Annotated in this window: 25 protein-coding genes and 1 riboswitch; of the genes, 8 read left to right on the top strand and 17 right to left on the bottom strand. The window is 68.3% G+C overall.

Annotated features, from left to right (window positions below; all coding sequences use genetic code 11):
* Positions 1-24 precede the first annotated feature (24 nt).
* Both BM070_RS21605 and BM070_RS24475 read right to left on the bottom strand, forming a co-directional pair.
* Positions 25-492 (bottom strand): hypothetical protein, encoded by a 468-nt coding sequence (locus BM070_RS21605; RefSeq protein ID WP_175518578.1) that lies wholly within the window; start codon positions 490-492, stop codon positions 25-27.
* Positions 493-545: 53 nt separating this feature from the next.
* Positions 546-752, bottom strand: a complete 207-nt coding sequence (locus tag BM070_RS24475; protein ID WP_139222905.1) for a hypothetical protein — start codon at positions 750-752, stop codon at positions 546-548.
* A gap of 125 nt (positions 753-877) precedes the next feature.
* Between BM070_RS24475 and BM070_RS21600 the strand changes: the two genes are divergently transcribed.
* The 3 genes from BM070_RS21600 (at position 878) to BM070_RS21590 (ending at position 2,731) form a co-directional block, all read left to right on the top strand.
* The gene (locus tag BM070_RS21600) at positions 878-1,435 is read left to right on the top strand and encodes a cytochrome b (RefSeq protein ID WP_092941796.1); all 558 of its coding nucleotides are present in this window, start codon (positions 878-880) and stop codon (positions 1,433-1,435) included.
* Between the two features lie 64 nt (positions 1,436-1,499).
* The gene (locus BM070_RS21595) at positions 1,500-2,078 is read left to right on the top strand and encodes a YceI family protein (protein WP_092941794.1); all 579 of its coding nucleotides are present in this window, start codon (positions 1,500-1,502) and stop codon (positions 2,076-2,078) included.
* 74 nt (positions 2,079-2,152) lie between these two features.
* Complete coding sequence (locus BM070_RS21590; protein WP_092941792.1) at positions 2,153-2,731, top strand: YceI family protein; 579 nt, start codon at positions 2,153-2,155, stop codon at positions 2,729-2,731.
* Positions 2,732-2,831: 100 nt separating this feature from the next.
* Here BM070_RS21590 and BM070_RS21585 read toward each other — a convergent pair whose 3' ends face one another.
* Positions 2,832-3,440, bottom strand: a complete 609-nt coding sequence (locus tag BM070_RS21585; RefSeq protein WP_092941790.1) for a glutathione S-transferase — start codon at positions 3,438-3,440, stop codon at positions 2,832-2,834.
* 128 nt (positions 3,441-3,568) lie between these two features.
* Here BM070_RS21585 and BM070_RS21580 point away from each other — a divergent pair, with 128 nt between their 5' ends.
* Positions 3,569-4,009, top strand: a complete 441-nt coding sequence (locus tag BM070_RS21580; RefSeq protein WP_092941788.1) for an Lrp/AsnC family transcriptional regulator — start codon at positions 3,569-3,571, stop codon at positions 4,007-4,009.
* 20 nt (positions 4,010-4,029) lie between these two features.
* On the opposite strand, the gene BM070_RS21575 is transcribed toward BM070_RS21580, so the two are convergent.
* From BM070_RS21575 to BM070_RS21510, 14 genes are all read right to left on the bottom strand, one after another.
* Positions 4,030-5,337 carry a voltage-gated chloride channel family protein gene (locus BM070_RS21575; protein ID WP_092941786.1) on the bottom strand — a complete coding sequence of 436 codons (1,308 nt, stop codon included), beginning with the start codon at positions 5,335-5,337 and terminating at the stop codon, positions 4,030-4,032.
* 123 nt (positions 5,338-5,460) lie between these two features.
* Positions 5,461-5,533: riboswitch (Fluoride riboswitch) on the bottom strand.
* A 31-nt stretch (positions 5,534-5,564) separates the two neighbouring features.
* Positions 5,565-6,833 carry an aspartate aminotransferase family protein gene (locus BM070_RS21570; RefSeq protein ID WP_092941784.1) on the bottom strand — a complete coding sequence of 423 codons (1,269 nt, stop codon included), beginning with the start codon at positions 6,831-6,833 and terminating at the stop codon, positions 5,565-5,567.
* Complete coding sequence (locus BM070_RS21565; RefSeq protein WP_245785328.1) at positions 6,826-7,944, bottom strand: phosphotransferase; 1,119 nt, start codon at positions 7,942-7,944, stop codon at positions 6,826-6,828. Before BM070_RS21565 ends, BM070_RS21570 begins: the two co-directional genes overlap by 8 nt.
* Positions 7,941-8,969 (bottom strand): histone deacetylase family protein, encoded by a 1,029-nt coding sequence (locus BM070_RS21560; RefSeq protein ID WP_092941780.1) that lies wholly within the window; start codon positions 8,967-8,969, stop codon positions 7,941-7,943. The genes BM070_RS21565 and BM070_RS21560 overlap by 4 nt, the downstream gene beginning before the upstream one ends.
* Positions 8,970-9,003: 34 nt before the next feature.
* Positions 9,004-9,696 (bottom strand): GntR family transcriptional regulator, encoded by a 693-nt coding sequence (locus tag BM070_RS21555; protein WP_092941778.1) that lies wholly within the window; start codon positions 9,694-9,696, stop codon positions 9,004-9,006.
* A gap of 31 nt (positions 9,697-9,727) precedes the next feature.
* Complete coding sequence (locus tag BM070_RS21550; RefSeq protein ID WP_092941776.1) at positions 9,728-10,627, bottom strand: DMT family transporter; 900 nt, start codon at positions 10,625-10,627, stop codon at positions 9,728-9,730.
* Positions 10,628-10,640: 13 nt separating this feature from the next.
* Positions 10,641-11,678: a histone deacetylase family protein gene (locus BM070_RS21545; RefSeq protein WP_092941774.1), complete on the bottom strand. Its 1,038-nt coding sequence runs from the start codon at positions 11,676-11,678 to the stop codon at positions 10,641-10,643.
* 4 nt (positions 11,679-11,682) lie between these two features.
* Positions 11,683-13,068 carry an aspartate aminotransferase family protein gene (locus BM070_RS21540; RefSeq protein WP_092941772.1) on the bottom strand — a complete coding sequence of 462 codons (1,386 nt, stop codon included), beginning with the start codon at positions 13,066-13,068 and terminating at the stop codon, positions 11,683-11,685.
* A gap of 30 nt (positions 13,069-13,098) precedes the next feature.
* Positions 13,099-14,013, bottom strand: coding sequence for a 2-hydroxyacid dehydrogenase (locus BM070_RS21535; RefSeq protein ID WP_092941770.1), 915 nt, complete (start codon positions 14,011-14,013; stop codon positions 13,099-13,101).
* Positions 14,004-15,641, bottom strand: coding sequence for an ABC transporter ATP-binding protein (locus BM070_RS21530; RefSeq protein WP_092941768.1), 1,638 nt, complete (start codon positions 15,639-15,641; stop codon positions 14,004-14,006). Before BM070_RS21530 ends, BM070_RS21535 begins: the two co-directional genes overlap by 10 nt.
* 2 nt (positions 15,642-15,643) lie before the next feature.
* Positions 15,644-16,486, bottom strand: coding sequence for an ABC transporter permease (locus BM070_RS21525; protein ID WP_092941766.1), 843 nt, complete (start codon positions 16,484-16,486; stop codon positions 15,644-15,646).
* A gap of 13 nt (positions 16,487-16,499) precedes the next feature.
* Positions 16,500-17,474, bottom strand: a complete 975-nt coding sequence (locus tag BM070_RS21520; RefSeq protein ID WP_092941764.1) for an ABC transporter permease — start codon at positions 17,472-17,474, stop codon at positions 16,500-16,502.
* 87 nt (positions 17,475-17,561) lie between these two features.
* The gene (locus BM070_RS21515; RefSeq protein WP_092941763.1) at positions 17,562-19,124 is read right to left on the bottom strand and encodes an ABC transporter substrate-binding protein; all 1,563 of its coding nucleotides are present in this window, start codon (positions 19,122-19,124) and stop codon (positions 17,562-17,564) included.
* A gap of 50 nt (positions 19,125-19,174) precedes the next feature.
* The gene (locus BM070_RS21510) at positions 19,175-19,993 is read right to left on the bottom strand and encodes a class II aldolase/adducin family protein (RefSeq protein WP_092941761.1); all 819 of its coding nucleotides are present in this window, start codon (positions 19,991-19,993) and stop codon (positions 19,175-19,177) included.
* A gap of 381 nt (positions 19,994-20,374) precedes the next feature.
* Between BM070_RS21510 and urtA the strand changes: the two genes are divergently transcribed.
* The 4 genes from urtA to urtD all read left to right on the top strand — a co-directional run bounded on the left by urtA (position 20,375) and on the right by urtD (position 25,485).
* Entirely contained in the window at positions 20,375-21,634 is a 1,260-nt protein-coding gene (urtA, locus tag BM070_RS21505; protein WP_092941759.1) for an urea ABC transporter substrate-binding protein, read from the top strand.
* A 162-nt stretch (positions 21,635-21,796) separates the two neighbouring features.
* Positions 21,797-23,377, top strand: a complete 1,581-nt coding sequence (gene urtB / locus BM070_RS21500) for an urea ABC transporter permease subunit UrtB (protein ID WP_092941757.1) — start codon at positions 21,797-21,799, stop codon at positions 23,375-23,377.
* A 15-nt stretch (positions 23,378-23,392) separates the two neighbouring features.
* Positions 23,393-24,610, top strand: a complete 1,218-nt coding sequence (urtC, locus tag BM070_RS21495; RefSeq protein WP_092941755.1) for an urea ABC transporter permease subunit UrtC — start codon at positions 23,393-23,395, stop codon at positions 24,608-24,610.
* Complete coding sequence (urtD, locus tag BM070_RS21490; protein ID WP_092941753.1) at positions 24,607-25,485, top strand: urea ABC transporter ATP-binding protein UrtD; 879 nt, start codon at positions 24,607-24,609, stop codon at positions 25,483-25,485. The genes urtC and urtD overlap by 4 nt, the downstream gene beginning before the upstream one ends.
* Positions 25,486-25,658 lie beyond the last annotated feature (173 nt).

Below are 25,658 nucleotides of genomic sequence, written 5' to 3'. Positions count from 1 at the left end.
AGCGGGCCCGTCTGCCTTGCCGGCCTATTTGCCGCGCTGCTCCGGCTGCGCGTGCGTTTCCCACTTCACCGGGCGCGGGTCGGCGATGGTGTTCACCTCCTGGCTGAAGCGCCCGTCCTGCGGCGCGATGTGCGGGTCGTCTTCCCAGGTGGCCTGCTGCGTGAAGCGGCCGGTCTTGCGGTCGAACTTCAGCGCGTGCATGGCGGTCTTGCCGCCCCAGTCCGACGAGGGCAGGGAGATGAAGTTCACCGCGTACTCGTCGTCGGTGAGCTTGCCGCGCACCACGTACACGCCGTAGTGCTCCTCGCCGGGCGAGATGATCTTGTACACCCCGTTGTCGTAGTAGTAGAGGGTCGCGTCCTCGAAGGGCTTCTTCTCGTACATCTTTTCGTAGAAGAGCTTCTGCGTGAACGTGGGCTTGCCGAAGCGCACATCGACCGACGGCGCCTGCGCGGCGCCCCCGCCGCCTTCGGCCGACACGATGGAGGCCATGGAGCAGGCCAGCAGGGAAAACAGCACTTTCTTCAAGGGACTCACCTCGCCTTTCAGTGGATGGTGTGGCGCGCGCCGCGGAAAGCCCCGCAGGCGGTCGGGCGATCGTAGCCACGGGCGCATGGGCCGCCGGGATGATCCGGTGCAAGCAATTGAATCAATGCCCCCAATTCATTGCGCAGGTTTCGCTGGGTGGCAATCCCGCGGGAAAGCCGCCGGCCAGCCGTTCGGGCATGGGCGGATGGATTGATATCGGGCATGGATTCACAAAGATTGAATCAAAACATCAATTCCATTGAAGTTTTCCGGACAGTCTGACCCTAGACTGCAGACGCATAGCCCGGCCGCATTGCGCGGCCCTCCGAATAACACTGCTCCACGATCCATGACTCCGTCCCGTCCGGCCCGCTACACGGCCACCGCCATCGCCCTGCACTGGCTGCTGGCCATCGCCATCGTCGGCGTGTTCTGCGTCGGCCTCTACATGACGGGGCTGCCCTTTTCGCCCCAGCGGCTGAAGCTCTACAACTGGCACAAGTGGGCCGGGGTCACCATCCTCACGCTGTCGGTGCTGCGCCTCGTCTGGCGCATCACGCACCGCCCGCCCGCGCTGCCGGCGGCGATCGAGCACGCCATGCCGCGCTGGCAGCAGGTGGCGCACCATGCCACCCACCATCTGCTCTACGCGCTCTTCTTCATCGTGCCGCTGGTGGGCTGGGCCTATAGCTCCGCGGCGGGCTTTCCCATCGTGTTCCTGGGCATCGTGCCGCTGCCGAGCTTCGTGCCCGTGAGCCCCGAGCTGGCCGAGGCCATCAAGCCCTGGCACGAGATCACGGCCTACGCGCTGGCGGCGTTGGTGGTGCTACATGTGGCGGCTGCGCTCAAGCACCATGTCATCGACCGCGACGGCCTGCTCTCGCGCATGTTGCCGGGCCGGGGCTGAGCGCCTCGTTCCCCCCGCCTTTCCCTTCTTTCCCGTTTCCCTTTTTTCCTGACGGAGTTTCTCCATGCGTCTTCTCACCACTTCCCTCGCCGGCCTGGCCTTCGCCTCCAGCGCACTGATGGCGGCAGCGCCCGCCTGGGCACAGCAGGCCCTGGTGCCCGCGCAGAGCGAAATCCTCTTCGTGAGCAAGCAGATGGGCGTGCCGGTGGAAGGCCGCTTCAAGAAGTTCGACGCGCAGATCGCCTTCGACCCCGCCAAGCCCGCCACCAGCAAGATCGCCTTCACCGTGGACACGGGCAGCGCCACGCTGGGCGTGAAGGAAAGCGATGCCGAACTGCCCAAGGCCACTTGGTTCAACGTGCCCAAGTTCCCGCAGGCGACCTTCCAGTCCACCGCCATCAAGGCCGCGGGCCCGGGCAAGTTCGACGTGACCGGCAAGCTGAGCATCAAGGGCGCGACGCAGGACGTGACCGTGCCCGTCACGCTCACGCAGAGCGGCAACATCACCACCGCCACGGGCGCCTTCGCGATCAAGCGCCTGGCCTTCAAGATCGGCGAGAACGAGTGGGCCGACACCTCCATGGTGGCCGACGACGTGCAGGTGAAGTTCAAGCTGGCGCTGACCGGCGTGGGCAAGCTGTAAAGCGCTGCGTTTCCTTTTTTCCTTCTTCCCTTTTCGATCCCGTTTTTCTTTCTTTTCAACCTGGAGTTATCGACATGCGTCAATCCTTCTTCGCCCTGGCCGCTGTGGCCGCCACCCTGGCTGCCGGTGCCGCTCAGGCCCAGACCGCCACGTATGCCGTGGACCCGACCCACACCTTCGCCACGTTCGAGATCAGCCACTTCGGCGCCAGCGTGAACCGCGGCCGCTTCGACAAGAAGGAAGGCACGATCCAGCTGGACAAGGCCGCCAAGACCGGCAAGGTCGAGCTGACCATCGACATGACCTCCATCGACACCGGCACGCCGGCTTTCGACAAGCACCTGCAAAGCGCCGACATCTTCGACGCCGCCAAGTTCCCCACGGCCAAGTTCGTGGGCGACAAGTTCGTCTTCGACGGCGACAAGCTGGCCTCCGTCTCGGGCGAGCTGACCATCAAGGGCAAGACCCAGCCCGCCACCTTCAAGGCCAACCAGTTCGCCTGCTACCAGAACCCCATGCTCAAGCGTGAAGTCTGCGGCGGCGACTTCGAGACCACCATCGACCGCACGGCCTTCGGCGCCGACTACGGCGTGCAGTACGGCTTCCCCAAGACCGTGCGCATCGTCGCGCAGGTCGAAGCCGTCAAGCAGTAATCGATCGGCTGAGGGCTCGGCTGCCGCCAGTTCGCTGGCGCGGCCGGGCACGAAGGGCTGGCTCCGGGCAACCGGGCCGGCCCTTTTTCCTTCTTCACGCTCAGGTCTGCGGGCAGGCCTGGAAGGCCGGCAGGCGCTCGGCCGCTTGGGTGAAGGCCGCGATCTGCGGATGCTGCTCCGCGCCTAGCTGGCCTGGCAGCAGCAGCTGCGTGAAGCTCCAGGCCACGGCGGTGGCCACGCTGCCGTGCGTCATGGCTGCGGCCTCGGCCACCAGCGGCACGCGCGTGATCTCGGCCTCCAGCGCGCCGAAGGCCGCCGCGAGCTGGCCCTGCACGCGGTCCAGCCAGGGCTGGTGCTGCTTCTCCGCCGGCCGCAGATTGCGCTCATAGACGATCTGCATGGTCTTCTCGCACCCGGCCAGCGCCAGCCCGGCCAGGCGCATGTCGTGGCGCAGCGCGGCGGGCTCGGCCGGCGCCAGGCGCCGCGCGCCCAGCGTGTCGGCCCACTGCAGGATCAGGGTGGAATCCATGAGCACCTCCTCGCCGTCGCAGACCAGCGTGGGCGCCTTGACCACCGGGTTGATGCGGCCGAAGGCCTCGAAGGTGCTGAACACCGAGAGCGGCTGGTGCCCGAACGGCAGGCCCAGCAGGTGCAGCGACACGCCGACGCGGCGCACATAGGGAGAATCGAACATTCCGATGAGTTGCATGGCGACGAGAATCCAGGGAGGTTGAGTCCGGCAACGATAGCCCGGGCCCGCCGCCGGCCGGAAGGGGCAGGCATCGGAAATGGCCGGCCTGCACCGATGACTCATCGGCCAATCGAGAAAGCGAAGCGATGGAACTGGACAAGAAAGACCGGCTGATCCTGCAGGCGCTGCAAGCCGATGCCCGGCAGAGCCTGGCCGCGCTGGGCAAGCGCATCGGCCTGTCGCAGCCCGCGATGAGCGAGCGGGTGCGCAAGCTCGAGGCCGCGGGCGTGATCGAGGGCTACGGCGCGCGGGTCAACCTGCGCGCCATCGGCGTGGGCCTGCAGGCCATCATCCGCATCCAGACCACGCATGCGGGCATCGCGCCCTACGTGCAGCTCTTCCAGCAGATGCCCGAGGTGCTGGAGGCCGACCGCGTGACCGGCGAGGATTGCTTCATCGTGCGCTGCGCCATCGCCCAGCCGGCCGATCTGGAGCGCGTGGTGGATGCGCTGGCCGTGCACGGCGCGGTGACCACTTCGCTGGTGCTCTCCAGCCCGGTGCGCAAGGCGGTGACGGTGCCGGCCTAGCCGAGGCCAGCCGGCCTGCGTCATTCCGGGGCGTGCCGGCTGCGCTCGGCCTTGCGGTAGCCGGCGATCTCCTCCAGCCGCAGATCCGCCGGCAGGCCAGCCGCCTGGTGCTTGCTCTGCCCCACGCGCTGGGCGTGATAGATGCCCGCATGCCCCGAGCACAGATAGCTCGCGACGCAGGCGATGGCGGCCAGCGGGCCGATGTCCGGTCCGAACAGCTCCACGGCCATGACCGTCGTCGCCACGGGCGTGTTGGCCGCGCCGGCGAAGACGGCCACGAAGCCGAGGGCGGCCAGCATCGGGAAGGGCAGGTGCAGCAGCGGCGCGAGCGCATTGCCCAGGGTCGCACCGATGTAGAAGAGCGGCGTGACCTCGCCGCCCTTGAAGCCCGAGCCCAGGGAGGCGACGGTGAAGGCGAGCTTGCCCAGCCAGTCCCACGGCGCCAGCGGCTCTTGGAAGGCCTGCACGATGGTGGGGATGCCCAGCCCGATGTAGCGGTAGCCATCGAGCGCCCAGACCGCCGTCGCCACCACGGCGCCGCCGACCAGCGGGCGCAGGGGCGGGTAGGCGATCCACCGCTTCATGAGGCCGCCCAGCCGGTGCGTGGCGCTGGCGAACGTCAGCCCGGCGAGGCCGAAGACGATGCCCGCCACGACCACGGCGGCCACGCTCCAGAACGCCACCGGCACCACCTGCGCCACGGCGTAGTGCGTGTGATGCACGCCCCAGGCCAGCCCGACCTGGTCGGCCACGATGGCGGCCACCACGCAGGGGAAGAGCGCGTCGTAGCGCATGCGCCCGATCGCCAGCACTTCCAGCCCGAAGAGGGCCCCGGCCAGCGGCGTGCCGAACACCGACGCGAAGCCCGCGCTGATGCCGGCCATCAGCAGGATGCGCCGGTCCTCGGCCTTGAGCCGCAGCAGGAGCGTGAGCTGGTCCGCCAGCGCGCCGCCCATCTGCACGGCCGTGCCTTCGCGGCCCACGGAAGCCCCGAAGAGATGCGAGACCACCGTGCCCCCGAGCACCAGCGGCGCCATGCGCAGCGGCACGACCTTCTTCGGGTCGTGGATCTCGTCGAGCAGCAGGTTGTTGCCGCGATCGACGGATTTGCCCAGGCGGTGATAGACCCAGCCCACGGCGAATCCGGCCAGCGGCAGCAGCCAGATCGCCTGGCGGTGCGCCTCGCGCCAGCGGGTGGCCCAGTCCAGGGCGAAGAGGAAGAACGCGGACGCGGAGCCGGCGAGCACGGCGACGGCGGCGGAGATGGCGAGCCACTTGCCGATATAGGGCAGCAGCTCGGCCTGTTCGATGCGGTGGAATCTGGTCATGGCGATCGGTGGAGGTGTGTCGTAACGAACCTGATCGACCAGCGGAGCACGGGGGAGGGGACGATGAGCGCGAAGCGGACGCGCGCGCCTACAGACCTGCCGTGAAATCAATCGATCCATCAGGTGGCTGTAGGCATCATCAGCAACGGGCGATGCCGTCGCGGTTCAAGGGAGGAATGCCATCTCCCGGCGCGGATCATAAACCCGCGCTGGCTGCCTGGAGGCGTCTACAGCGCGCGGAGCACCTCGTCCAGACGCTCCACCAGAAAGTCCGCATGCTCGCGCTGGAACACCAGCGGTGGCCGGATCTTGAGCACGTTGGCATCCGGCCCGGTGGCGCTGAGCAGCACCTGGCGCTGGCGCAGGCCGTTGACGACCTTGGCGGCCAGGGCCGTGGCCGGCGCGCGCGTGGAGCGGTCGGCCATCAGTTCCAGGCCCACGAACAGGCCCGCGCCGCGCGCCTCGCCGACGATGGCGTGGCGCTCGCCCAGCGCGGCGAGCCTCTCGCGCAGATAGTTGCCCACCTGCAGGGCATTGGCCTGCAGGCCGTTGTGCTGGATCACGTCGAGCACGGCCGAAGCCGCGGCCATGGAAACGGGATTGCCGCCGAAGGTGTTGAAGTAGCGGCTGGCCCGGCCGAAGGCCTCCATGACTGGGGGCCGAACGGCGAGGCCTGCGACCGGGTGTCCGTTGCCCATGGGTTTGCCCATGGTCACGATGTCGGGCACCACGCCGTGCCGCTGGAAGCCCCAGAACGCCTCGCCCGTGCGGCCGAAGCCGGGCTGCACCTCGTCGGCGATGAACACTCCTCCGGCCTCATGGATGGCCTCCACCGCCTCGTGAAGGAAGCCCGCCGGAGCGGTGAACACGCCGTCGGAGGAGAACACCGTGTCCACCAGCAGCGCGGCGGGCTTCAGGCCGTGGGCCTGCAGGTCGGCGATGGCTGCGCGCACGCCATCGGCGAAGCGCCGGCCTGTGTCCGCGTCGCCGCCTGCGGGCGCATCGACCAGCCGCACGTGGTCGCCGATGCGCACGTACTGTCCCAGCGAGGGCGAGGCGCAGGCCAGCGCCGAGGTCACGCCGTGGTAGGCGAAGCGCGTCACGATGAGGCCGGTGCCGCCCGTGTGGGCGGTGGCGATGCGCATGGCCAGGTCGTTGGCCTCGCTGCCCGTGCAGGTGAAGGTGGCGTGGCCGAGTTCGGGCGGCATGGTCGCCAGCAGCCGTTCGGCGTAGTCGAGGATGCCCTCGTGCAGGTAGCGCGTGTGCGTGTTGAGCACCGATGCCTGGCGCGAGATGGCTTCCACCACCTCGGGCCGCGAGTGGCCCAGCGGAACGACGTTGTTGTACGCGTCCAGCCAGGGGGTGCCGGCGGCGTCGTAGAGCCAGACGCCCTCGCCGCGCACGGGGTGGAAGGGCTCGTCGTAGAACAGCCGGTAGGCCGGGCCCAGCAGGCGTGCGCGGCGGGCCAGCAGGCCGGCGGTGGTGGTCTCAGGCATGGGCCGGCTCCTGGGTGCTGCAGGCGGTGTGGATGGCGTCCTGGAGCTGTTCGGGCGTGAGCGTGGCGCAGGCTGCAAGGCGTGCCCAGGAGATGGCGTTGTTGCGCAGGAGGTAGGGTGCGTTGCCGGGCTGCCTGGCGGCGCGCCAGCCGCTGATCGCCACCACCATCGCCAGGCGCGCCCGCACCAGGTCGAGCAGGGCGAAGGTCTCGGCTTCGGCCAGCGGCGAGACGGCGTGGTAGTCGGCCGCGAACTGCGCGATGGTGGCGAGCGCGTCGCCCGGCGCCTGGCTGTCGGCATCGAGGTGGTAGGAGGCCGCGACGGCCAGGTCGTCCACCAGCGGTGCATGCACCATGTCGCCGAAGTCCAGGATGCCGGCCACGCGGGAAGGCTCCGCTGGGTCGACGAGCAGGTTGTAGAGGTTGAAGTCGTTGTGGATCGGCTGGCGGCGCAGGCCGGCCAGGGCCGGCCTGGTGCGCTGCACGAAGCCGTCGAGCGCGGCCTCGGCCAGTGCGCGGCGGGCTGGATCGGCCACGTGCGCCAGCAGCGGGCGCACGCGGTCGGCGCGCTGGATGTCCCAGGGCAGTTCGTGCGCGGCGGCGGGGTGCTCCAGGCCGGCCAGGGAACGGTCCAGCCGGGCCAGCATGCGGGCCACGCTGCTGCGCTGCGCCGCCGAGCGCGGGGCCTGCGGCATGGGCTGGCCTTCCAGGTAGCTGAACACGCGTGCTACCCGCGTGCGGCCCTCGGCGTCCTCGATCTGCACCGACGGCGCGCCGTGCCGGTCGGGCAGCAGGCGCTGCACGGGCAGGCCGGGGTCGGTGCGGGCGATGTGCAGCAGGGCCTGTGTCTGGAAGTCCGCGACGACGGGGTCTTCGTCGGGGTGCGAGAGCTTGAGCATGCAGCGCGCGCCGCCGCCCTCTGCGCTTGCGGGTTCCAGCAGGAAGTTGGCATCGCGCTCGCCGGTGAGCGGCTCCAGGTGGCCTTGCAGGCCATAGAGGCGCTGCAGCAGTCCGGCCGCCCAGTCGGTGGCAACCGGGGCGGGTGGCGCCGTCAGCACAACCGCTTCAGGCAGGATCGCGAGGATCGCTGCGTCCAGTTCGTGCATGCTCATGCCGCCCCCTCGAAGCCGCCCAGCGCACTCGCGAGGTTGAGGCCCAAGTCTTCGGACAGGTAGCCGCCTTCCTGCACGAGCACGGTGGGTAGCCCCAACCGTGCGATCTCGCCGAGGATGCGGCCGAAGCCTGGCGTGCTGACGGCCAGCATCTGGTATGGGTCGTGTTCGTGCGCGTCCAGGCCCAGCGCCACGACGAGTGCGCCGGGCGCATAGGCGCGCACCGTGGCGGTGGCCGTGGCCAGTGCCGCGAGGAAGCCCTCGTCCCGCGTGCCTCGCGCCAGCGGCAGGTTCAGGTTGTAGCCCAGGCCTTCGCCTTCGCCTATCTCGTGCGCATGGCCCGTGAAGAAGGGCGTGCAGAAGTGCGGGTCGGCATGCAGCGAGATGGTGAGCACGTCCCTGCGGCGCCAGAAGATGCCCTGCGTGCCGTTGCCATGGTGCACGTCGATGTCCAGGATGGCCACACGGTCGTGCCTTTGGCGCAGGTGCTGGGCGGCGATGGCAGCGTTGTTGAGGTACGTGAAGCCATTGGCGCGATCGGCATAGGCATGGTGGCCCGGTGGGCGGCACAGCGCATAGGCTGCGCGTTCGCCGTCCAGAACGAGCTGGGCCGCGTGCGTGCCCACGTGGGCCGACCAGGTCGCCGCATGCCAGGTGTGGCGGCCGATGGAGCACGCCATGTCGCCCATGTGGTAGCCGGCCTGGCCGACCAGGCTGTCGGGATAGGTGAAGGGCTGGCCCGGGAAGGGGTGGACGTTGGGCAGCACCTCTTCGGAAGCGCCTTCGAGCTGTTGCCAGCGTTCCCACGCCGTTTCCAGGAAACGCAGGTAGTGCGGCGTGTGGATCGCCGCGCGGGGCCCAGGGCCGAAGTCTTCGGGCGCGAGGATATCGTGGCCCTGCCGGCGCGCGGCGTCCAGCAGCAGTGTGCCGCGCTCGGGCTGTTCGTTGCTGCGCTTCATGCGGCCGCGCACGATGAATTGCTGCGGATCGTGGCCGACGTGCTGGTCGCTATAGATGACTTTCATGCAGGTTCTTCGTGTGCGGTGGAAAGGAATTTCTTCAGGTTCTGAACAGTCCGGCGGCATGCGCCTTGGCATCTTCCAGATGGAAGCGCAGCGCGTGCTGCACGGCCTCCACGTCGCGCCGCGCCAGCGCGTGGGCGATCGGCCGGTGTGACTCGGCCAGCAGCTTCAGGTCGCCGTAGCTGCCTTCGCTTAGGGCGAGGAACATGCGCACCTCGGTCTGCATGTTGTCGAAAAGCCGGTGCAGGTAGTGGTTGCCCGACAGCGCGCTGATCGTGAAATGGAAGTCCAGGTCCAGCGCCACGCGCTCGGCTGAGGGCAGTGTCTCGGCGCGTGCGACCATGTCGTCCACGCGCGCATCGAGCGCAGCCAGGTCGGCGTCGCTAGCGTGCTGGCAGGCCAGCGCGGCGCCCAGCAGTTCGAGCTGGATGCGCACGTCGTACAGGTCGCTCACCTGCTTGGCCGACACGGTGCGCACCGCGAAGCCGTGGCGCGGGCGCGAGACCAGCAGGCCCAGGCTTTCGAGTCGGCGCGCCGCCTCGCGCACGGGGGCGCGGCTCACGCCCATCTGACGTGCGAGTTCGGCCTCGACGATGCGTTCGCCGGGTGCGATGCGGCCCGAAAGGATCGCGTCCTGCAACTGGGCCTCGACCACTCCGACCAGGTCGGGCACCTGGATCGAGGAGAAGGCGGGCGCCGGCACGGCGGGATTGCTGGTGATCGTGCTCATGGGGTGTTTCCTGTCTTGCGTCTGCCCGGAATCATGCCGGACGGCGCGCACGGGTGAGGGACACGCCGGCGATGGCGATGAGCAGCATGCCCAGTAGCGCCGGCGCGTCCGGCGGTCGTTCGAACCAGAGCGTGCTGATCAGCACGGCCAGCAGCAACTGCACGTAGTTCAGCGGCGCCAGCGTGGCCGCACCCACGCGGCGGAAGGCGGCCAGCAGCAGCAGCTGGGCGCTGCCGCTGATCGCCCCGCCGGCGGCCAGCACGGCCATCTCGGGCCAGGGCGGCAGCGCGGTGTGCGCCGCGAAGAGCATCGGCAGGTTGCTGATCAGCAGGCAGGCCAGCGCTGCGTGCGCGAACTGCACGGGCGCGGGCACCAGACCCGAGAGCTTGCGCGTGAGCAGCTGGAAGACGGCATAGCAGGCGGCAGAGATGGCCATCAACAGGGTGCCGGCCAGCGGCAGGCTGCCGCCCGGGCGCACGATGCAGAGCATGCCCGCGAAGCCGATCAGCACCGCCGTCCATTGGGTGCGGCCGACACGTTCGCCGAGCAGCCAGGGCGACAGCGCCACCATGATCAGCGGCGCCGTGAAATAGATCGCCGTGGCCTCGGCCAGCGGCATGGTGACCAGTGCCGCCATGAAGCAGGTGGCCACGACGGCCAGCGCCACGCTGCGCGCGGCGAGCAGCCTCTGGTGCGGCTGGCGCCACAGGCGCAGGTCGCCATGGCGCAGCAGCAGCACGAAGGCCAGCACGGCGATGGCGCTGTACCGACCCAGATTCACGACCGCCGGCGGGTAGTGCGTCACCATGTGCTTGGCGAACGCATCGTAGGCCGCGAACAGCACCAGCGCGCACAGGAAGAGCGCGACGCCTGCGGCCGTGCCCCCGCCGCGCACGCCGGATGCGGGGGCGGTCACAGGGAGCGCACTCATGCGGCAGCGGGCGTCATGGCTGGAGCCCTTCGAGGAAGGCATCGAGCGCCGCGCCAATGGCGCCGACCATGTAGCCGCCTTCCTGCACGACCACGGTGGGCAGGCCCAGCGCGCGCACGCGTGCGCCTGCCAGACGGAAGGCCTCCATGTCGAACTTCAGCACGCTGATCGGGTCGTCCTTGTAGGTGTCGAAGCCCAGCGGCATCACGAGTGCCTGGGGCTGGAAGCGCTCGATGGCGGCCACGGCCTGGTCCAGCGCCTGCGCGAATTCGGCGTTGCCGCTGCCGTGCGCGAGCGGCAGGTTCAGGTTGCAGCCTTCGCCCTCGCCCGTGCCGCGCTCGTGCGCGTAGCCCGTGTACCAGGGGTAGTAGTTGGCGGGATCGGCGTGCGTGGAGATGGTGAGCACGTCGCCGCGCCCGTAGAAGATCTGCTGCGTGCCGTCGCCGTGGTGCGCGTCGATGTCCAGCACGGCCACGCGCGCATGCGTCTGGCGCAGCGTGGCGGCGGCGATCGCGCTGTTGTTCACGTAGCAGAAGCCGGCCGCCCGTGCGCGCTGGGCATGGTGGCCCGAGGGTCGGCACAGCGCGTAGGCCACGCCGCCCGATTCGCGCACCGTCTCCGCCGCTGCGAGCGCGGCATGGGCCGAGCGCAGCACCGAGCGCCAGGTGTGCGGGCCGATCGGGCAGGACAGATCGCCCACGTACCAGCCGGTCTGCGCGAGCATGGCGGGCGACGGGCAGGTGCCTTCGCGCGGGCCGTGCGGCGACATGTTGGGCAGTACCTCGATGCCCGGTTGCAGGCCGAACGACTCGATCTGCTGCCAGCGCTCGAACGCCGTCTCCAGGTAGTCGAGGTAGTCGGTGGAGTGCACCAGCCCCAGCGCATCGCGGCCGGCCTCGGGCGGTGCGGCCACGGTGATGCCGCGCATGCCCAGCGCGCCCATGAGGGCCTCGGCGCGCGTGGGCAGGTCCGCGGGCTTGCAGATGCGGCCCACGCGCATGTACTGCTGCGGGTCGTGCAGCAATTGGTCGTCGGAGAAGAACGCTTGCATGGGGTCAGCCTTCCATTTCGGCGTCGAAGCGGTCCATGGCGCGCGTGAAGCGCGCGAACAGGTTCGCCAGTTCTTCCGCCGTGATGATGAGCGGCGGGCACAGGCCGATGCTGTCGCCCATGGCGCGCACGATCAGGCCCTCTTCGAGCGCCAGCGCGGCGAAGCGGTAGCCGGCCTTGCGCTCGGCCGCGAACGGCATGCGCGCGGCCTTGTCGGCCATGAGCTCGACGGCACCGATCAGGCCCACGCCGCGCACGTTCCCCACCCACGGCCGGCCGGCGAAGGTGCGCAGGCCATCCTGGAACGCCGGCGCCAGCGCTCGCACATGGTCGAGCAGGTTCTCGTCCTCGTAAACCTGCAGCGTCTCCAGCGCCACGGCGCAGGCGACGGGGTGGCCCGAATAGGTGTAGCCGTGGCCGAAGCTGCCCAGCTTGCCGCTGTGCGCCGCGATGGCGGCGTGCACCCTGTCGTTGACCATGACGGCGGAGATCGGCACGTAGCCCGACGACAGCGCCTTGGCGCAGCACAGGATGTCGGGCTGCAGCCCGAAGGTGGTGGAGCCGAACATGTTGCCGGTGCGGCCGAAGCCGCAGATCACCTCGTCGGCGATCAGCAGCACGTCGTACTTGCGCAGCACGGCCTGCACCTTCTCGAAGTAGCCGGCCGGCGGCACCAGCACGCCGCCTGCGCCCATTACCGGCTCCGCGATGAAGGCAGCGACGGTGTCGGGGCCTTCGGCCATGATGCGCTCCTCGAGCTGTCGCGCCAGGCGCGTAGAGAAGTCCTGCTCGCTCTCACCGTCTTGCGCGTAGCGGTAGTGGTGCGGGCAGTCCACGTGCAGGAAGCGCGCCTCCGGGGCCGTCCGGATGGGCAGGTCGAAGTCGCGGTGGTTGCCGTCCAGTCCGCCCAGGCTGGCCGCGGCCACGGTGACGCCGTGGTAGGCATTGCGCCGCGCAATGATCTTCTTCTTAGCCGGCTTGCCGATGGCGTTGTGGTAGTACCAGACCATCTTGACCGCGCTGTCGTTGGCCTCCGAGCCCGAATTGGCGAAGAACACGCGCGCCATCGGCACGGGCGCCAGCACCAGCAGCTTCTCGGCCAGGTCGGCCACTGCCACGTTGGTGCGCTGGTTGAACGTGTGGTAGTAGGGCAGGGTGGTCAGCGCCTTGGCGCCGGCTGCGGCCAGGCGCCGGTTGGAAAAGCCCAGCGAGGCGCACCACAGGCCGGACATAGCCTCCACATAGCGCTTGCCCTGGTCGTCGACGACGTGGATGCCGTCGCCGCCCACTATCACGAGCGGCGACGTCTGCGGCAGCGCGGCCAGATTGGTGTAGGAGTGCAGGTGGGTGGCGACGTCTTTGGCGCCGGTGTTCATCGTGTCGTTGGCCATGGGGCTCCTCGTGGTTCGGTCGGGCGGCGCTCAGGCCATCACGGAAAGCTGAGCGAGGTGGTTTCCGGTCAGCCGCGCGATGGTCTCGGGGCCGGTACGCGTGGCGATGTGCGGGGTGACGGTGATGCGCGGGTGGTGCCAGAACGGGTGCGAGGCGGGCAGGGGCTCCTGCACGAAGGCATCAAGCACGGCCGAGGCGATCCGGCCGCTCTCCAGCGCCGCGAGCAGGTCGTCCTGGACCAGCTGCGCGCCGCGGCCCGCGTTGACGAGGTGCGCGCCGTAGGGCAGTTGCGCGAACAGCTCGGCGTTCAGGATGCCCTGCGTGTCTTCGTTCAGCGGCAGCAGGCAGACCAGGGTGTCGCAGCCCGCCAGGAACTCGGCGCGCCCTCCGTCACCATGGAAGGCCTGCACGCCGTCGGGCAGGGCGCTCTTGGGGCTGCGGCTCCAGCCGCGCACCGGGTAGCCGATGGCTGCGAGCGCGCGCGCCGCCGACTGGCCCAGCACGCCCAGCCCGGCGATGCCCACGCGGTGGCGGCCCGGTGGTATCACCGGCGCCTCCTGCCAGGCGGCGCTGCGCTGGTTCGCGATGTAGCCGGCCATGTGGCGCTGGCCGTGCACCACGGCCCAGGCCACGTAGGCATTCATGCCCGCGGCCATCTCGGTATCGACGATGCGGCGGATGGGCACGCCGGGCAGCGTGGCGTCGCGCGTGATGTGGTCGGTGCCCGCGCCCACGGACTGGATCAGCCGCAGCTTCGGCATGCGGGCCAGCAGGCCGGGGGGCGGCGACCAGCAGACCGCGACGTCGATATCGGAGAGCGCGCCGTGCGCCTGCACCTCGGTGTCGAAGCGGTGCAGCGCCGCCTCCGGGAAGCGCGCCGCGAAGGCCGGGCGCAGGTAGTCCATGGGTATCTGGTCGGAGACCAGGGCGATGTTCAGGCGCATGCCCGGGCTCCCTGCGCCGCGGCCGACAACCGGGGCTGGGCGTCGATCAGCGTGCGCGTGTAGGGGTGCTGCGGGTCTGCCAGCACCCTAGCCGTTTCGCCGTATTCCACGATCTCGCCGCGCTGCATCACGGCGATGTGGTCGCACATCCCACCGGCCACGCGCAGATCGTGCGTGATGAAGACCATGGCCAGCTGGAAGCGCTCGCGCACTTCGGCGAACAGCTTGAGCACCTGGGCCTGCACCGATACGTCGAGCGCCGATACGGGCTCGTCGGCTACCAGCAGCTCGGGCTCCATGGCCAGTGCGCGGGCGATGCCGATGCGCTGGCGCTGGCCTCCCGAGAATTCGTGCGGGAAGCGTTCGGCCGCGTCGGCCTTGAGGCCCACCAGCTCCAGAAGTTCCATGGCACGGGCCATGGCCTTGTCCGGAGCGAGGCCTTGTGCGATGGGCCCCTGGGCGATGGCTGAGCCGATGCGGTGGCGCGGGTTCAGCGAGGCGTAGGGGTCTTGGAACACCATCTGGATCTTGCCTTGCGTCTGCTGGCGGAACTGTGCGCCCGGCTGCAGAGTGCGGCCCCGGAACAGGATGCGCCCGCTGTCGAACGGCGCCAGTCCCACGATGCAACGGCCCACGGTGGACTTGCCCGAGCCGGATTCGCCCACCAGGCCCAGTGTCTCGCCGCGGCGCAGGTCGAACGACAGGCCCTTGGCGGCCTCCACGCGCCGGCCCTTCTTGAACAGGCCGCCGCCCGTGACGTAGGTCTTGCGCAGATCCTGCACCTGCAGCACGTGGGTGATGTCACGCTCCCCAGACGGCTGGCGCACCCGGCCGTCGGGGATGGCAGCAATCAGCTTGCGCGTGTAGGCGTGCTGGGGATGAGCCAGCACGGTGGCGGCAACGCCGGCCTCGACGACTTGCCCGGTCTGCATGACGACCACCTGGTCGGCGATCTCGGAGACCACGCCGAAGTCGTGCGTGATGAACAGCACGGCCGTGCCCTTGCGTTGCTGGAGTTCGCGGATGAGCTTCAGGATCTGCGCCTGCGTGGTCACGTCCAGCGCGGTGGTGGGTTCGTCGCAGATCAGGAGGGCCGGCTCCAGCACCAGCGCACAGGCGATCATCACGCGCTGGCGCTGGCCGCCCGAGAGGCGGAAGGGGTAGCTGTCGATCAGCACCTCGGGCTCGGGCAGGCCCACGTCTTTCAGGGCGGCGAGGATGCGCTGGCGCTTCTCGGCCTTCGGCAGGCTCACGTGCGCGTCGAACACCTCGGCGATCTGGTCGCCGATTCGCATGACCGGGTTCAGTGCCGTCATGGGTTCCTGGAATACCATGCCCATGCGCCGGCCGCGCAGCGTACGCAGCTGGGCTTCGTTCAGTTGCAGCAGGTCGTGTCCATCGAACAGGATGCGGCCCGCCACGGGTTCCACATGCGGCCTGGGCAACAGGCCCATGATGGCGTTGGCGATCATGGATTTGCCCGAGCCGGACTCGCCGACGACGCAGAGCGTCTGGCTCGGCAGCAACTGCAGCGAGGCGCCCTGCACGGCGAGCCGACGGTCAGCGCCCTGGGGCAGGCGGATGTCCAGGTCCTGGATGTCCAGCACCGGCGTTTGGATCGCTTCCATTTTTATTTGCCTCTCCCGTCGGCGCGCGCATTCAGTCCGTCGTTCAATCCCTCGCCCACCAGGTTCAGGGCCAGCACCGTGAGCAGGATGGCCATGCCCGGGAACACGGCCATCCACCAGGCCTGGCGCAGTACCGTGCGAGCGGAGCCCACCATGTAGCCCCAGCTCATCTGGTTCGGGTCGCCCAGGCCGAGGAAGCTCAGGGACGATTCGAGCAGGATGGCCGTGGCCACCATGAGCGAGGCCATGACCACGATGGGCGAAGCCGCGTTCGGCAGGATCTGCGTGAGGATGATGCGCGGCGTGGACTGTCCCGCGAGCTGGGCCGCGGCGACGAAGTCACGCTGGCGCAGCGTGAGGAACTCGCTGCGTACCAGCCGAGCCACCGGGGGCCAGGAGACGACCGCGATCGCCGACACGATGGAGCCCACCGAGGGCTCGAAGATGGCTACCAGCACGATGGCCAGCGCGAAGCTCGGCACGGCTTGGAACAGCTCGGTGAAGCGCATCAGCGTGGCGTCGACCCAGCCGCCGAAGTAGCCCGCGATGGCGCCGATCGACACGCCGATCAGCAGCGAGACCACAGTGGATACCACGCCGATCAGCAGCGACACGCGGGCGCCGGCGACGATGCCCGCGAAGATGTCGCGGCCCATGGTGTCGGTGCCCAGGGGCAGTCCGGGCTCGGCGCCTGGATGGGCGAACGGCATGCCGACCATGTCCCACGCGGTGTTGTGCACGATCAGGGGGCCCAGCGCGGTGAACAGGCCGACCAGCATCAGCACGATGAGTCCGAAGACGGCGCCCTTGTTGCGGCAGAAGCGCCGCCAGAAGCTGCTTTTCATAGTGCGTTGCTCCTCAGCCGAGTTCGATCCGGGGATCGGTCAGCGTGTAGACGAAGTCGGTGATCAGGTTGAACAGCACGGCCATGGCCGCAGTGAACAGGAAGCAGCCCAGCAGCAGGTTGTAGTCGCGCTGCAGCAGGGCGTCGAACATGAGCCGGCCGATGCCCGGCCACGCGAACACGGTCTCGGTCAGCACGGCGCCGCCGATCATTCCGCCGGCCTGGATGCCCGCTAGCGTGACCACGGGCAGCAGCGCGTTGCGCAGGATGTGTCGGCGCTGAATGCGGCCGGGAGTGACGCCCTTGGCGCGTGCGGTCTTGACGAAATCCATCTGCGCCACCTCCAGCATCGAGGCGCGCGTCATGCGGGCGTAGACCGCCATGTAGAACAGCGCCAGCGTGAGCGCGGGCAGCACCAGGTGCTTTCCGATGTCCAGCGCCTTGTCGATGCCGGTGAGATCGGCGCCCACGGTGAAGAAGCCGAAGGCCGGCAGCAGGTCGAAATGCACGGTGAATAGCAGCACGGCCATCATCGCGAGCCAGTACAGCGGCGTGGCGTAGAAGACCAGGGCCACCACGGTGACCAGGCTGTCCTGCCATTTGCCGGCGTGGCGGCTGGCCAGCGCGCCCAGCACGATGCCGAACAGCAGCGACAGTCCGAAGGCCGTGCCCGTGAGCAGCAGCGTGGCGGGCAGACGCTCCAGGATGAGGTCGGCCACGGGTTGTTGCTGGCGGTAGGAGTAGCCCAGGTCGAGCTTGACCACATGGCGCAGGTAGCTGACCAGTTGCACGAGCATCGGCTGGTCCAGGCCGAACTGCGCGCGCAGCTGGGCCACGAACTGCGGGTCGGACGCGCCGGCCTCGCCGGCCATGATGGACACCGGGTCGCCGGGTGCGGCCCGCACCAGCAGGAAATTGGCGGTGGCGATCACCAGCAGGGCCAGGAGGCCCTGCAGCACGCGCACGGACATGAACTGGAGTCGTTTCATCGCAAGCTCGGGTTCGGGCGTGGGGCGGCCCGGCCTGGCCGGCCCGCCGCACGCGGGGAGTGGGTGGGAGTCGTCAGGCCGGACGGATCACGCCAGCTTGACACGGCCGAGGCTGTCGTTCAGGCCGATGCCGGAGCTCACGATGTTCTGGACCTTCGTGCGGTAGAGCGTCGGGAAGTTGATCTCGTGCAGCCAGGCCACGGGCACTTCGTCCACGAGGATCTTCTGCACTTCCAGGTAGATGGCGCGGCGCTTGGTGGGATCGCTCTCCGTTGCGCCGGCGGCGAACAGCGCGTCGACCTTGGGGTTCGAATAGCCGGCCACGTTGTTGAACGGCGAGCCCTTAGCGATGTTGCTGCTGGTGTAGTTGCGGCCCACACCCAGTGCCGGATCCCCGTATTGGTAGACGTAGGTGAAGGCCAGGTCGAAGTCCCACTCGTTGCAACGCTGGTTCCAGCCGGCCACGTCGGTGGCGACCATCTCGATCTTTACGCCGGCCTGCGTGAGGTTCTGGCGCACGATCTCGGCCTGGCGCTGCCAGGATTCGCCGTAGGGCAGGGGAAGCAGGCGAAGGGTTTCGCCTTTGTAGCCGGCCTCGGCCAGCAGCTTCTTGGCTTTTGCGATGTCGCGCGGGTACTTGGCGACGTCGTCGCTGGCGTAGGCGATGTGGCTGTTGAACGGGCCCGTGGCCGGCTTGGCGAAGCCGTACCAGGCGATCTTGGCCATGGCCTCGCGGTCGATGGCGGTCCAGATGGCTTGGCGGAATTTCACCTGGTCCATTGGCTTGGTGCGGTTGTTGATCCACAGCCAGCTCTGAGGCGCGAAGAATTCCCAGCCCTTGGTGGTGACGGCCGCGCCGGGCAGCTTGGACAGTCGGTTCACGTCGAAGTACTCCACCGTGCCGCCTGGCGCGATGTCGACCTTGCCGGACTCGAAGGCGGCTGCGCGCGATGCGGCGTCCGGTATCACGTGGAAGTACACGCTCTCGATGGTCACGACGCCGGCCTGGTGGTAGTTCTCGTTGGCCACCAGATGGATGTAGGAGCCTTTGGCCCATTCCTTGAACTTGAGCGGCCCGGTGCCTATGGGGGTGGCGTTGGCCGGGTTGTTCAGGAAGTCCGTGCCTTCGTAGATGTGCCTGGGCACCATGGGCATGGTGCCGTTCTCGAAGATGCCCAGGAAAGGGCCGAACGGTTGCTTGAGCTTGAACTCCACGGTCAGTGGGTCCAGCGCCTTGATCGTTTCCACGTGGGCCAGGCTGGCGCGGAAGCGCGCGTGCGTCTTGCGCAGGAACACGTCGCAGGAGAACACCACGTCGTCGGCCGTGAAGGGCTTGCCGTCGTGCCATTTCACGTTCGGCTTGAGCTTGAAGACATAGGTCTTGCTGTCCGGGCTCACCGTCCAGGAGGTGGCCAGCTGGGGCTGCGGCTGCAGCTTCTCGTCGTAGCGCAGCAGGCCTTCGTAGATGTTGCCCGCGATCAGCTGCGTGGGGCCGTTCTGCACGATGCCCATCATGAGGCCGGGTGGTTCGGGCTGCACCAGCACGTTGACGATGCCCTTCCTGGCCTGGGCCAGGCTGTGCAGGGGCACCCCGGCGATGGTCATCCCGAGGGCTGCGGGAACGGCTTGGATCAGGTGGCGGCGTTTCATCGTGGCGGACCTTTCGTGATCAGGGAAGTGGTAAGGCTCGGGGGCGAGATTCATTCGCGGATGGGGAGGGCGCTGGGTGGCTCCAGGCGCTGCAGCAGCGCGCGCCATTCGCGGGCATAGGGGTCGGTTGGGAGGGCGGCTAGGCGGTTCGTGTCGCCGCTTTCGTACTGGCGTGCCGTGAGTTCGCACACCGCTTCCGGCACGGGGTTCACGGCCTGCCCGGTGCCCTGGATGGCGACCTGCACGCGGCAGGCGCGTTCCAGGTTGTGCATCAGGATAAAGGCCTCCGCCACGCTGCGGCCCAGCGTCACGAGGCCGTGGTTGCGCAGGATGAGCGCCCGCGAGGTGGGACCGAGGTCGGCGACCAGGCGCTCGCGCTCCTCCAGGTTCAGCGCGATGCCTTCGAATGTGTGGTAGGTGACCCGGTTGTGGAATTGCAGCGCCCACTGGTTGCAGGGCTGCAAGCCGCCGGCCAGCGACGACACGGCCACGCCCGCCACGGTGTGGGTGTGCAGCACGCAGACGGCATCGTGGCGCGCGGCATGCACGGCGCTGTGGATCGTGAAGCCGGCCGGGTTCACGTCGTATTCGCCGGGCTCCACGAGGTTGCCGTCCAGGTCGATCTTCACGAGCGAAGAGGCTGTGATGTCGCGGAACAGCATGCCGAAGGGGTTGATCAGGAACTGGTCCTCGGTGCCCGGCACGCGTGCCGAGATGTGGGTGTAGATGCTGTCGTCCATGCCATAGAGGGCGACTAGGCGGTACGCCGCTGCGAGGTCCCGGCGAATCTGGCGTTCCTCCGCCGAGGTGGCGGCGCCGTGTCCATGTCCGTAAGCGGTGCGCGGTGCGCTGCGTTCTGCTGTTTCCAAGGGGCCTCCAGAAGTCATCAACTTGCAATGGGATGATTGCTGTCGTCTGTCGACAGGCGACATGATGCAACTCGTGTGCCAGGCTATGCATGGGTGAAAACCCGGCGAGAACCCCACGGGATCCCGGTTGGCGGACCGACTTGGTGCGCTCCATGCATAGCCTGCAGGATCGCTGCTCCGGTCTGGGGCGCGGCGGGCCCGGCCGCTCCGCTCGACCAGGTGCGGGGGAGCAGGCGGGTGCGGGGCTTGGTAGGCCGGTGACGTACGCCCTCTGGCGTATTCCGGCATATCCGGGACATCCCTAGGATGACCTCCATGTGCCGGACCGGGCCTTCAGGGCGGTTCGGCAGATGCCATCAACCACCACTGGAGCACCTGCACATGCAACGTCGATTCACCCTCAAGGCCCTCTCTGCCGCCGTGGCGCTGGCCAGCGCCGGTATCACCGCGCATGCCGCCGACACCATCAAGGTCGGTGTGCTGCATAGCCTCTCGGGCACCATGGCGATCTCGGAAACCGTGCTGAAGGACACGGTGCTGATGGCCATCGATGACATCAACGCCAAGGGCGGCGTGCTGGGCAAGAAGCTCGAGCCCGTGGTGGTGGACCCGGCCTCCAACTGGCCCCTGTTCGCCGAGAAGACCAAGCAGCTGCTGGGCCAGGACAAGGTCGCGGTGATCTTCGGCTGCTGGACCAGCGTGAGCCGCAAGTCCGTGCTGCCGGTGGTCGAGGAAATGAACGGTCTGCTGTTCTACCCCGTGCAGTACGAGGGTGAGGAACTCTCCAAGAACGTGTTCTACACGGGCGCCGCGCCCAACCAGCAGGCCATTCCCGCGGTCGATTACCTGATGAGCAAGGACGGCGGCGGCGCCAAGCGCTGGGTGCTGCTGGGCACCGACTACGTCTATCCCCGCACCACCAACAAGATCCTGCGCGCCTACCTGAAGTCCAAGGGCGTGAAGGATTCCGACATCGACGAGAAGTACACCCCCTTCGGCCACAGCGACTACCAGACCATCGTGGCCGACATCAAGAAGTTCAGCCAGGGCGGCAAGACGGCGGTGGTCTCCACCATCAACGGCGACTCCAACGTGCCCTTCTACAAGGAACTCGGCAACGCCGGCCTGAAGGCCAAGGACGTGCCGGTCGTCGCCTTCAGCGTGGGCGAGGAAGAACTGCGCGGCGTGGACACCAAGCCGCTGGTGGGCCACCTGGCGGCATGGAACTACTTCATGTCGATCAAGAACCCGACCAACACGGCCTTCATCAAGCAGTGGAGCGACTACGCGAAGAAGAACAACATCCCCGGCCACAAGGACAAGCCGCTGACCAACGACCCCATGGAAGCCACCTGGATCGGCGTGCACATGTGGGCCCAGGCCGTGGAGAAGGCCAAGAGCACCGACACCGACAAGGTGATCGCCGCCATGGCCGGCCAGACCTTCCAGGCGCCCAGCGGCATCGTCTCCAAGATGGACGAGAAGAACCACCACCTGCACAAGAGCGTGTTCATCGGCGAGATCAAGGCCGACGGCCAGTTCAACGTGGTGTGGAAGACGCCCGGCCCGGTCAAGGCCAAGCCGTGGAGCCCGTACATCGAGGGCAACGACAAGAAGAAGGACGAGCCTGAAAAGAAGTGACACCCCCCTGAGCGGCTGCGCCGCTTCCCCTCTCTCTCACGCTGCGCGTGGGAGGGTGGACGACGCCAGCGGCCGGGCGGAGCCCGCTCCGCGGCGTCTGCTGGCCTGGGGTTAGGTCACCGCTCTGCTTCTTTCTGACGTTTCGCTCCGGGTTTCATTTCCATGCTTCTTTCCATCTTCCATCGCTTGATCGCCTGCCTGCTGCTTTGCGCAGCGGTGCAGGCGCATGCGCTTACGGCGGAGGCCGCGCGGGCCATGGCTGTGGGCGATACCGACGAGCGCATCGCGGCGCTGCAGCAGGCCATCGCCACGCCGGACGAGGCCACCGTCGCCTTCATCCGCGCCATGGCGGACGATGCGGTCAAGGTCGCGGGCGGCAAGGCCATCGTCATCAAGGACGACAAGGGGCTGGACCCGGTGACGGGCTCGCAAGTGCCCGTGCCGGCCGATGCCGAGGACATCGTCAACAACAACCGCATGCGTGGCGAATTCGATGCCGCGCTGGCTTCGCTGCAGCTGCTGTCGCCCGACGTGGCCCAGCGGCGCGCCGCCATCGATGCGCTCAAGGAAGAGACCGACGAGGCGCGCCTGCCGCTCATCGAGAAGGCCCTGGCGGCCGAGCACGACGCCGGCCTGAAGGCGCGGCTCGAAAGCATCCGCGCGCGCATGCTGCTGGCCAGCAGCGATGCCGCCCGCCGCACCGAGGCCGCCCACTACCTCGCCGAAAGCGGCGACCCCGCCACGCGCACCGCGCTGCTGGAGCAGCTGCGCAACGAGCAGGACCCGAAGGCCAAGGCCGCCATGGGCGCCGCGCTCAAGCGCGTGGAAGACCGCCTGCACTGGGGCGAGCGCCTGGCCGCGCTGTTCTCGGGCATCAGCCTGGGCTCCATCCTGCTGCTGGTGGCGCTGGGCCTGGCCATCACCTACGGCCTGATGGGCGTGATCAACATGGCGCACGGCGAGCTGATGATGATCGGCGCCTACGCCACCTTCGTCATGCAGGGCCTCTTCCAGAAGTACCTGCCCGGCGCGTTCGACTGGTATCTGGTCGCGGCGGTGCCGGTGGCGTTCTGCGCCTCGGCGCTGATGGGCGCGGTGCTGGAGCGCGGCGTGATCCGTTTTCTCTACGGCCGCCCGCTGGAGACGCTGCTGGCCACCTGGGGTATCAGCCTGATGCTGCAGCAGCTGGTGCGCACGGTGTTCGGCGCGCAGAACGTGGGCGTGGAAAACCCCGCCTGGATGAGCGGCGGCGTGCAGCTGATGGACAACCTGCAGCTGCCCTGGAACCGCATCGTCATCGTCGCCTTCGCCTTCGCCGTGCTGGCGGGCGTGGCCTATCTCATCAGCCGCACGCGCCTGGGCCTGTTCGTGCGCGGCGTCACGCAGAACCGGCCGATCGCCTCGTGCATGGGCGTGAACACGGCGCGCATCGACACCTATGCCTTCGCGCTGGGCTCGGGCATCGCGGGCCTGGCCGGCTGCGCCCTGAGCCAGGTCGGCAACGTGGGGCCCGACCTGGGCCAGGGCTACATCGTGGATTCGTTCATGGTGGTGGTGCTGGGCGGCGTGGGCCAGCTGGCCGGCACGGTGTATGCCGCGCTCGGCCTGGGCGTGCTCAACAAGTTCCTCGAAGGCTGGACCGGGGCCGTGCTGGCCAAGATCGCCGTGCTGGTGTTCATCATCATCTTCATCCAGAAGCGGCCGCAGGGCATCTTCGCCGTGAAAGGCCGCACAGCGGACTGAGGGGCGATCCACATCATGACCACCAAGCTTTCTTCTACCTCTGCCGTGCAATTGCCCGCGCCAGCACCCCTTCTCACCCGCACCGGCTGGACGGCCTTCATCGTCGCGCTGATCGTGGTCTGCGCCGTGGCGCCAGCGCTCAACCTGTGGGTGCCTTCGGGCAGCCCGCTGCACCTGAGCGACTACGCCGTGGCGCTGCTGGGCAAGATCATGTGCTACGCCATCTGCGCGCTGGCCATGGACCTGATCTGGGGCTACACCGGCATCCTGAGCCTGGGCCACGGCCTCTTCTTCGCGCTGGGCGGCTACGTGATGGGCATGTACCTCATGCGCCAGATCGGCCGCGACGGCAACTACCAGAGCGACCTGCCCGACTTCATGGTGTTCCTCGACTGGAAGGAGCTGCCCTGGCACTGGGCGCTGTCGGACAGCTTCATCGCCACGCTGGTGCTCATCGTGGCCGTGCCGGGGCTGGTGGCCTTCGTGTTCGGCTACTTCGCCTTCCGCTCGCGCATCAAGGGCGTGTACTTTTCCATCATCACGCAGGCCATGACGTATGCGGCCATGCTGCTCTTCTTCCGCAACGAGACGGGCTTCGGCGGCAATAACGGCTTCACCGACTTCAAGCGCATCCTGGGGCAGCCCATCGCCACTCCGACCATGCGCATGCTGCTCTTCGTGCTCACCGGGCTGACGCTGCTGGGCTTCTTCCTGCTCGGCCGCTGGCTGGTGCGCAGCAAATTCGGCCGCGTGCTGCAGGCCGTGCGCGACGCGGAGACGCGCGTCATGTTCTCGGGCTATTCGCCGCTGCCCTACAAACTCACCATCTGGACCATCAGCGCCATGATGTGCGGCGTGGCCGGCGCGCTCTACGTGCCGCAGGTGGGCATCATCAACCCGGGCGAGATGAGCGCGGCCAACTCCATCGAGATCGCGGTCTGGGCCGCGGTGGGCGGGCGCGCCACGCTGATCGGGCCCATCGTGGGAGCTTTCCTGGTCAACGGCGCCAAGAGCTGGCTCACGGTGACGGCGCCGGAATTCTGGCTGTACTTCCTGGGCGCGCTCTTCATCGCCGTGACCCTGTTCCTGCCCAACGGCGTGGTCGGCCTGCTGCGCCGGTCCAAGAAGGAAACCAAGGCTGTTGCTGCTGCTGCCCCTGCTGATGCTCCCACGACGGCTGCCGTTGACGCCAACACCGAAAGCCTGCGCAAAGAGGAGGGCGCGGCATCATGACCCCCGATCTGATGGAAGAAGGCGTGCGCCGCGTAGGCGCCGCGCAGGCCCCGGCCGATGCCGCCGGCCAGACCGAATCCGGCGGCCGCGCCGCAGGCTTTTCGCGGGTGGCCGTGCCCGGCGAGGTGGACGTGACGCACGGCCGCATCCTCTACCTCGAAGACGTCCACGTGAGCTTCGACGGCTTCAAGGCCATCAACGGCCTGAACCTGGACATCGCCCCCGGCGAGCTGCGCTGCATCATCGGCCCCAACGGCGCGGGCAAGACCACGATGATGGACATCATCACCGGCAAGACCCGGCCCGACCGGGGCACGGTGTTCTTCGGCAGCACCATCGACCTGCTGCGCCACAACGAGCCGCAGATCGCCGCCCTGGGCATCGGCCGCAAGTTCCAGAAGCCCACGGTGTTCGAGCAGCTCACGGTGTTCGAGAACCTCGAACTCGCCCTGAAGACGCACAAGGGCGTGGCCTCGTCCATGTTCTTCAAGCTCGACTCGGCCCAGAAAGACCGCTTGGCCGACGTGCTGCGGACCATCCACCTGGCCCACCAGCCGGCCCGCCCGGCGGGCGAGCTGAGCCACGGGCAGAAGCAGTGGCTGGAGATCGGCATGCTGCTGATGCAGGACCCGAAGCTGCTGCTGCTCGACGAGCCGGTGGCGGGCATGACCGACGACGAGACGGCGCGGACTGCCGAGCTGTTCCTTTCCTTGAAGGGCAAGCACTCGCTGATGGTGGTGGAGCACGATATGTCGTTCATCCGGACGATCAGCGAGAAGGTGACGGTGCTGTGCGATGGGGCGGTGTTGGCGGAGGGGACGTTGGATGAGGTGCAGGGGGATGAGCGGGTGATTGAGGTTTATTTGGGGCGGTGATGGGGGGCGTTTCTGGCTGCTTTTTCAGCTGCTGCTGGGTGATTGCTTCCCGGGGCCGGGATGTGCGCCCGGCGGCGCACTCACTTTCTTTTGCTTCGCCAAAAGAAAGTAAGCAAAGAAAAGGCGACCCCCAGTCTGCGACCCCTACGCATTCGCTACGGGGCAGACCTGCG

The organism is Paracidovorax wautersii, assembly GCF_900113035.1.
GTDB classification, from domain to species: Bacteria; Pseudomonadota; Gammaproteobacteria; order Burkholderiales; family Burkholderiaceae_C; genus Paracidovorax; species Paracidovorax wautersii.
The sequence above is the reverse complement of the archived record's forward strand: the minus strand, read 5'-3'. Positions and strand labels throughout refer to the sequence as shown.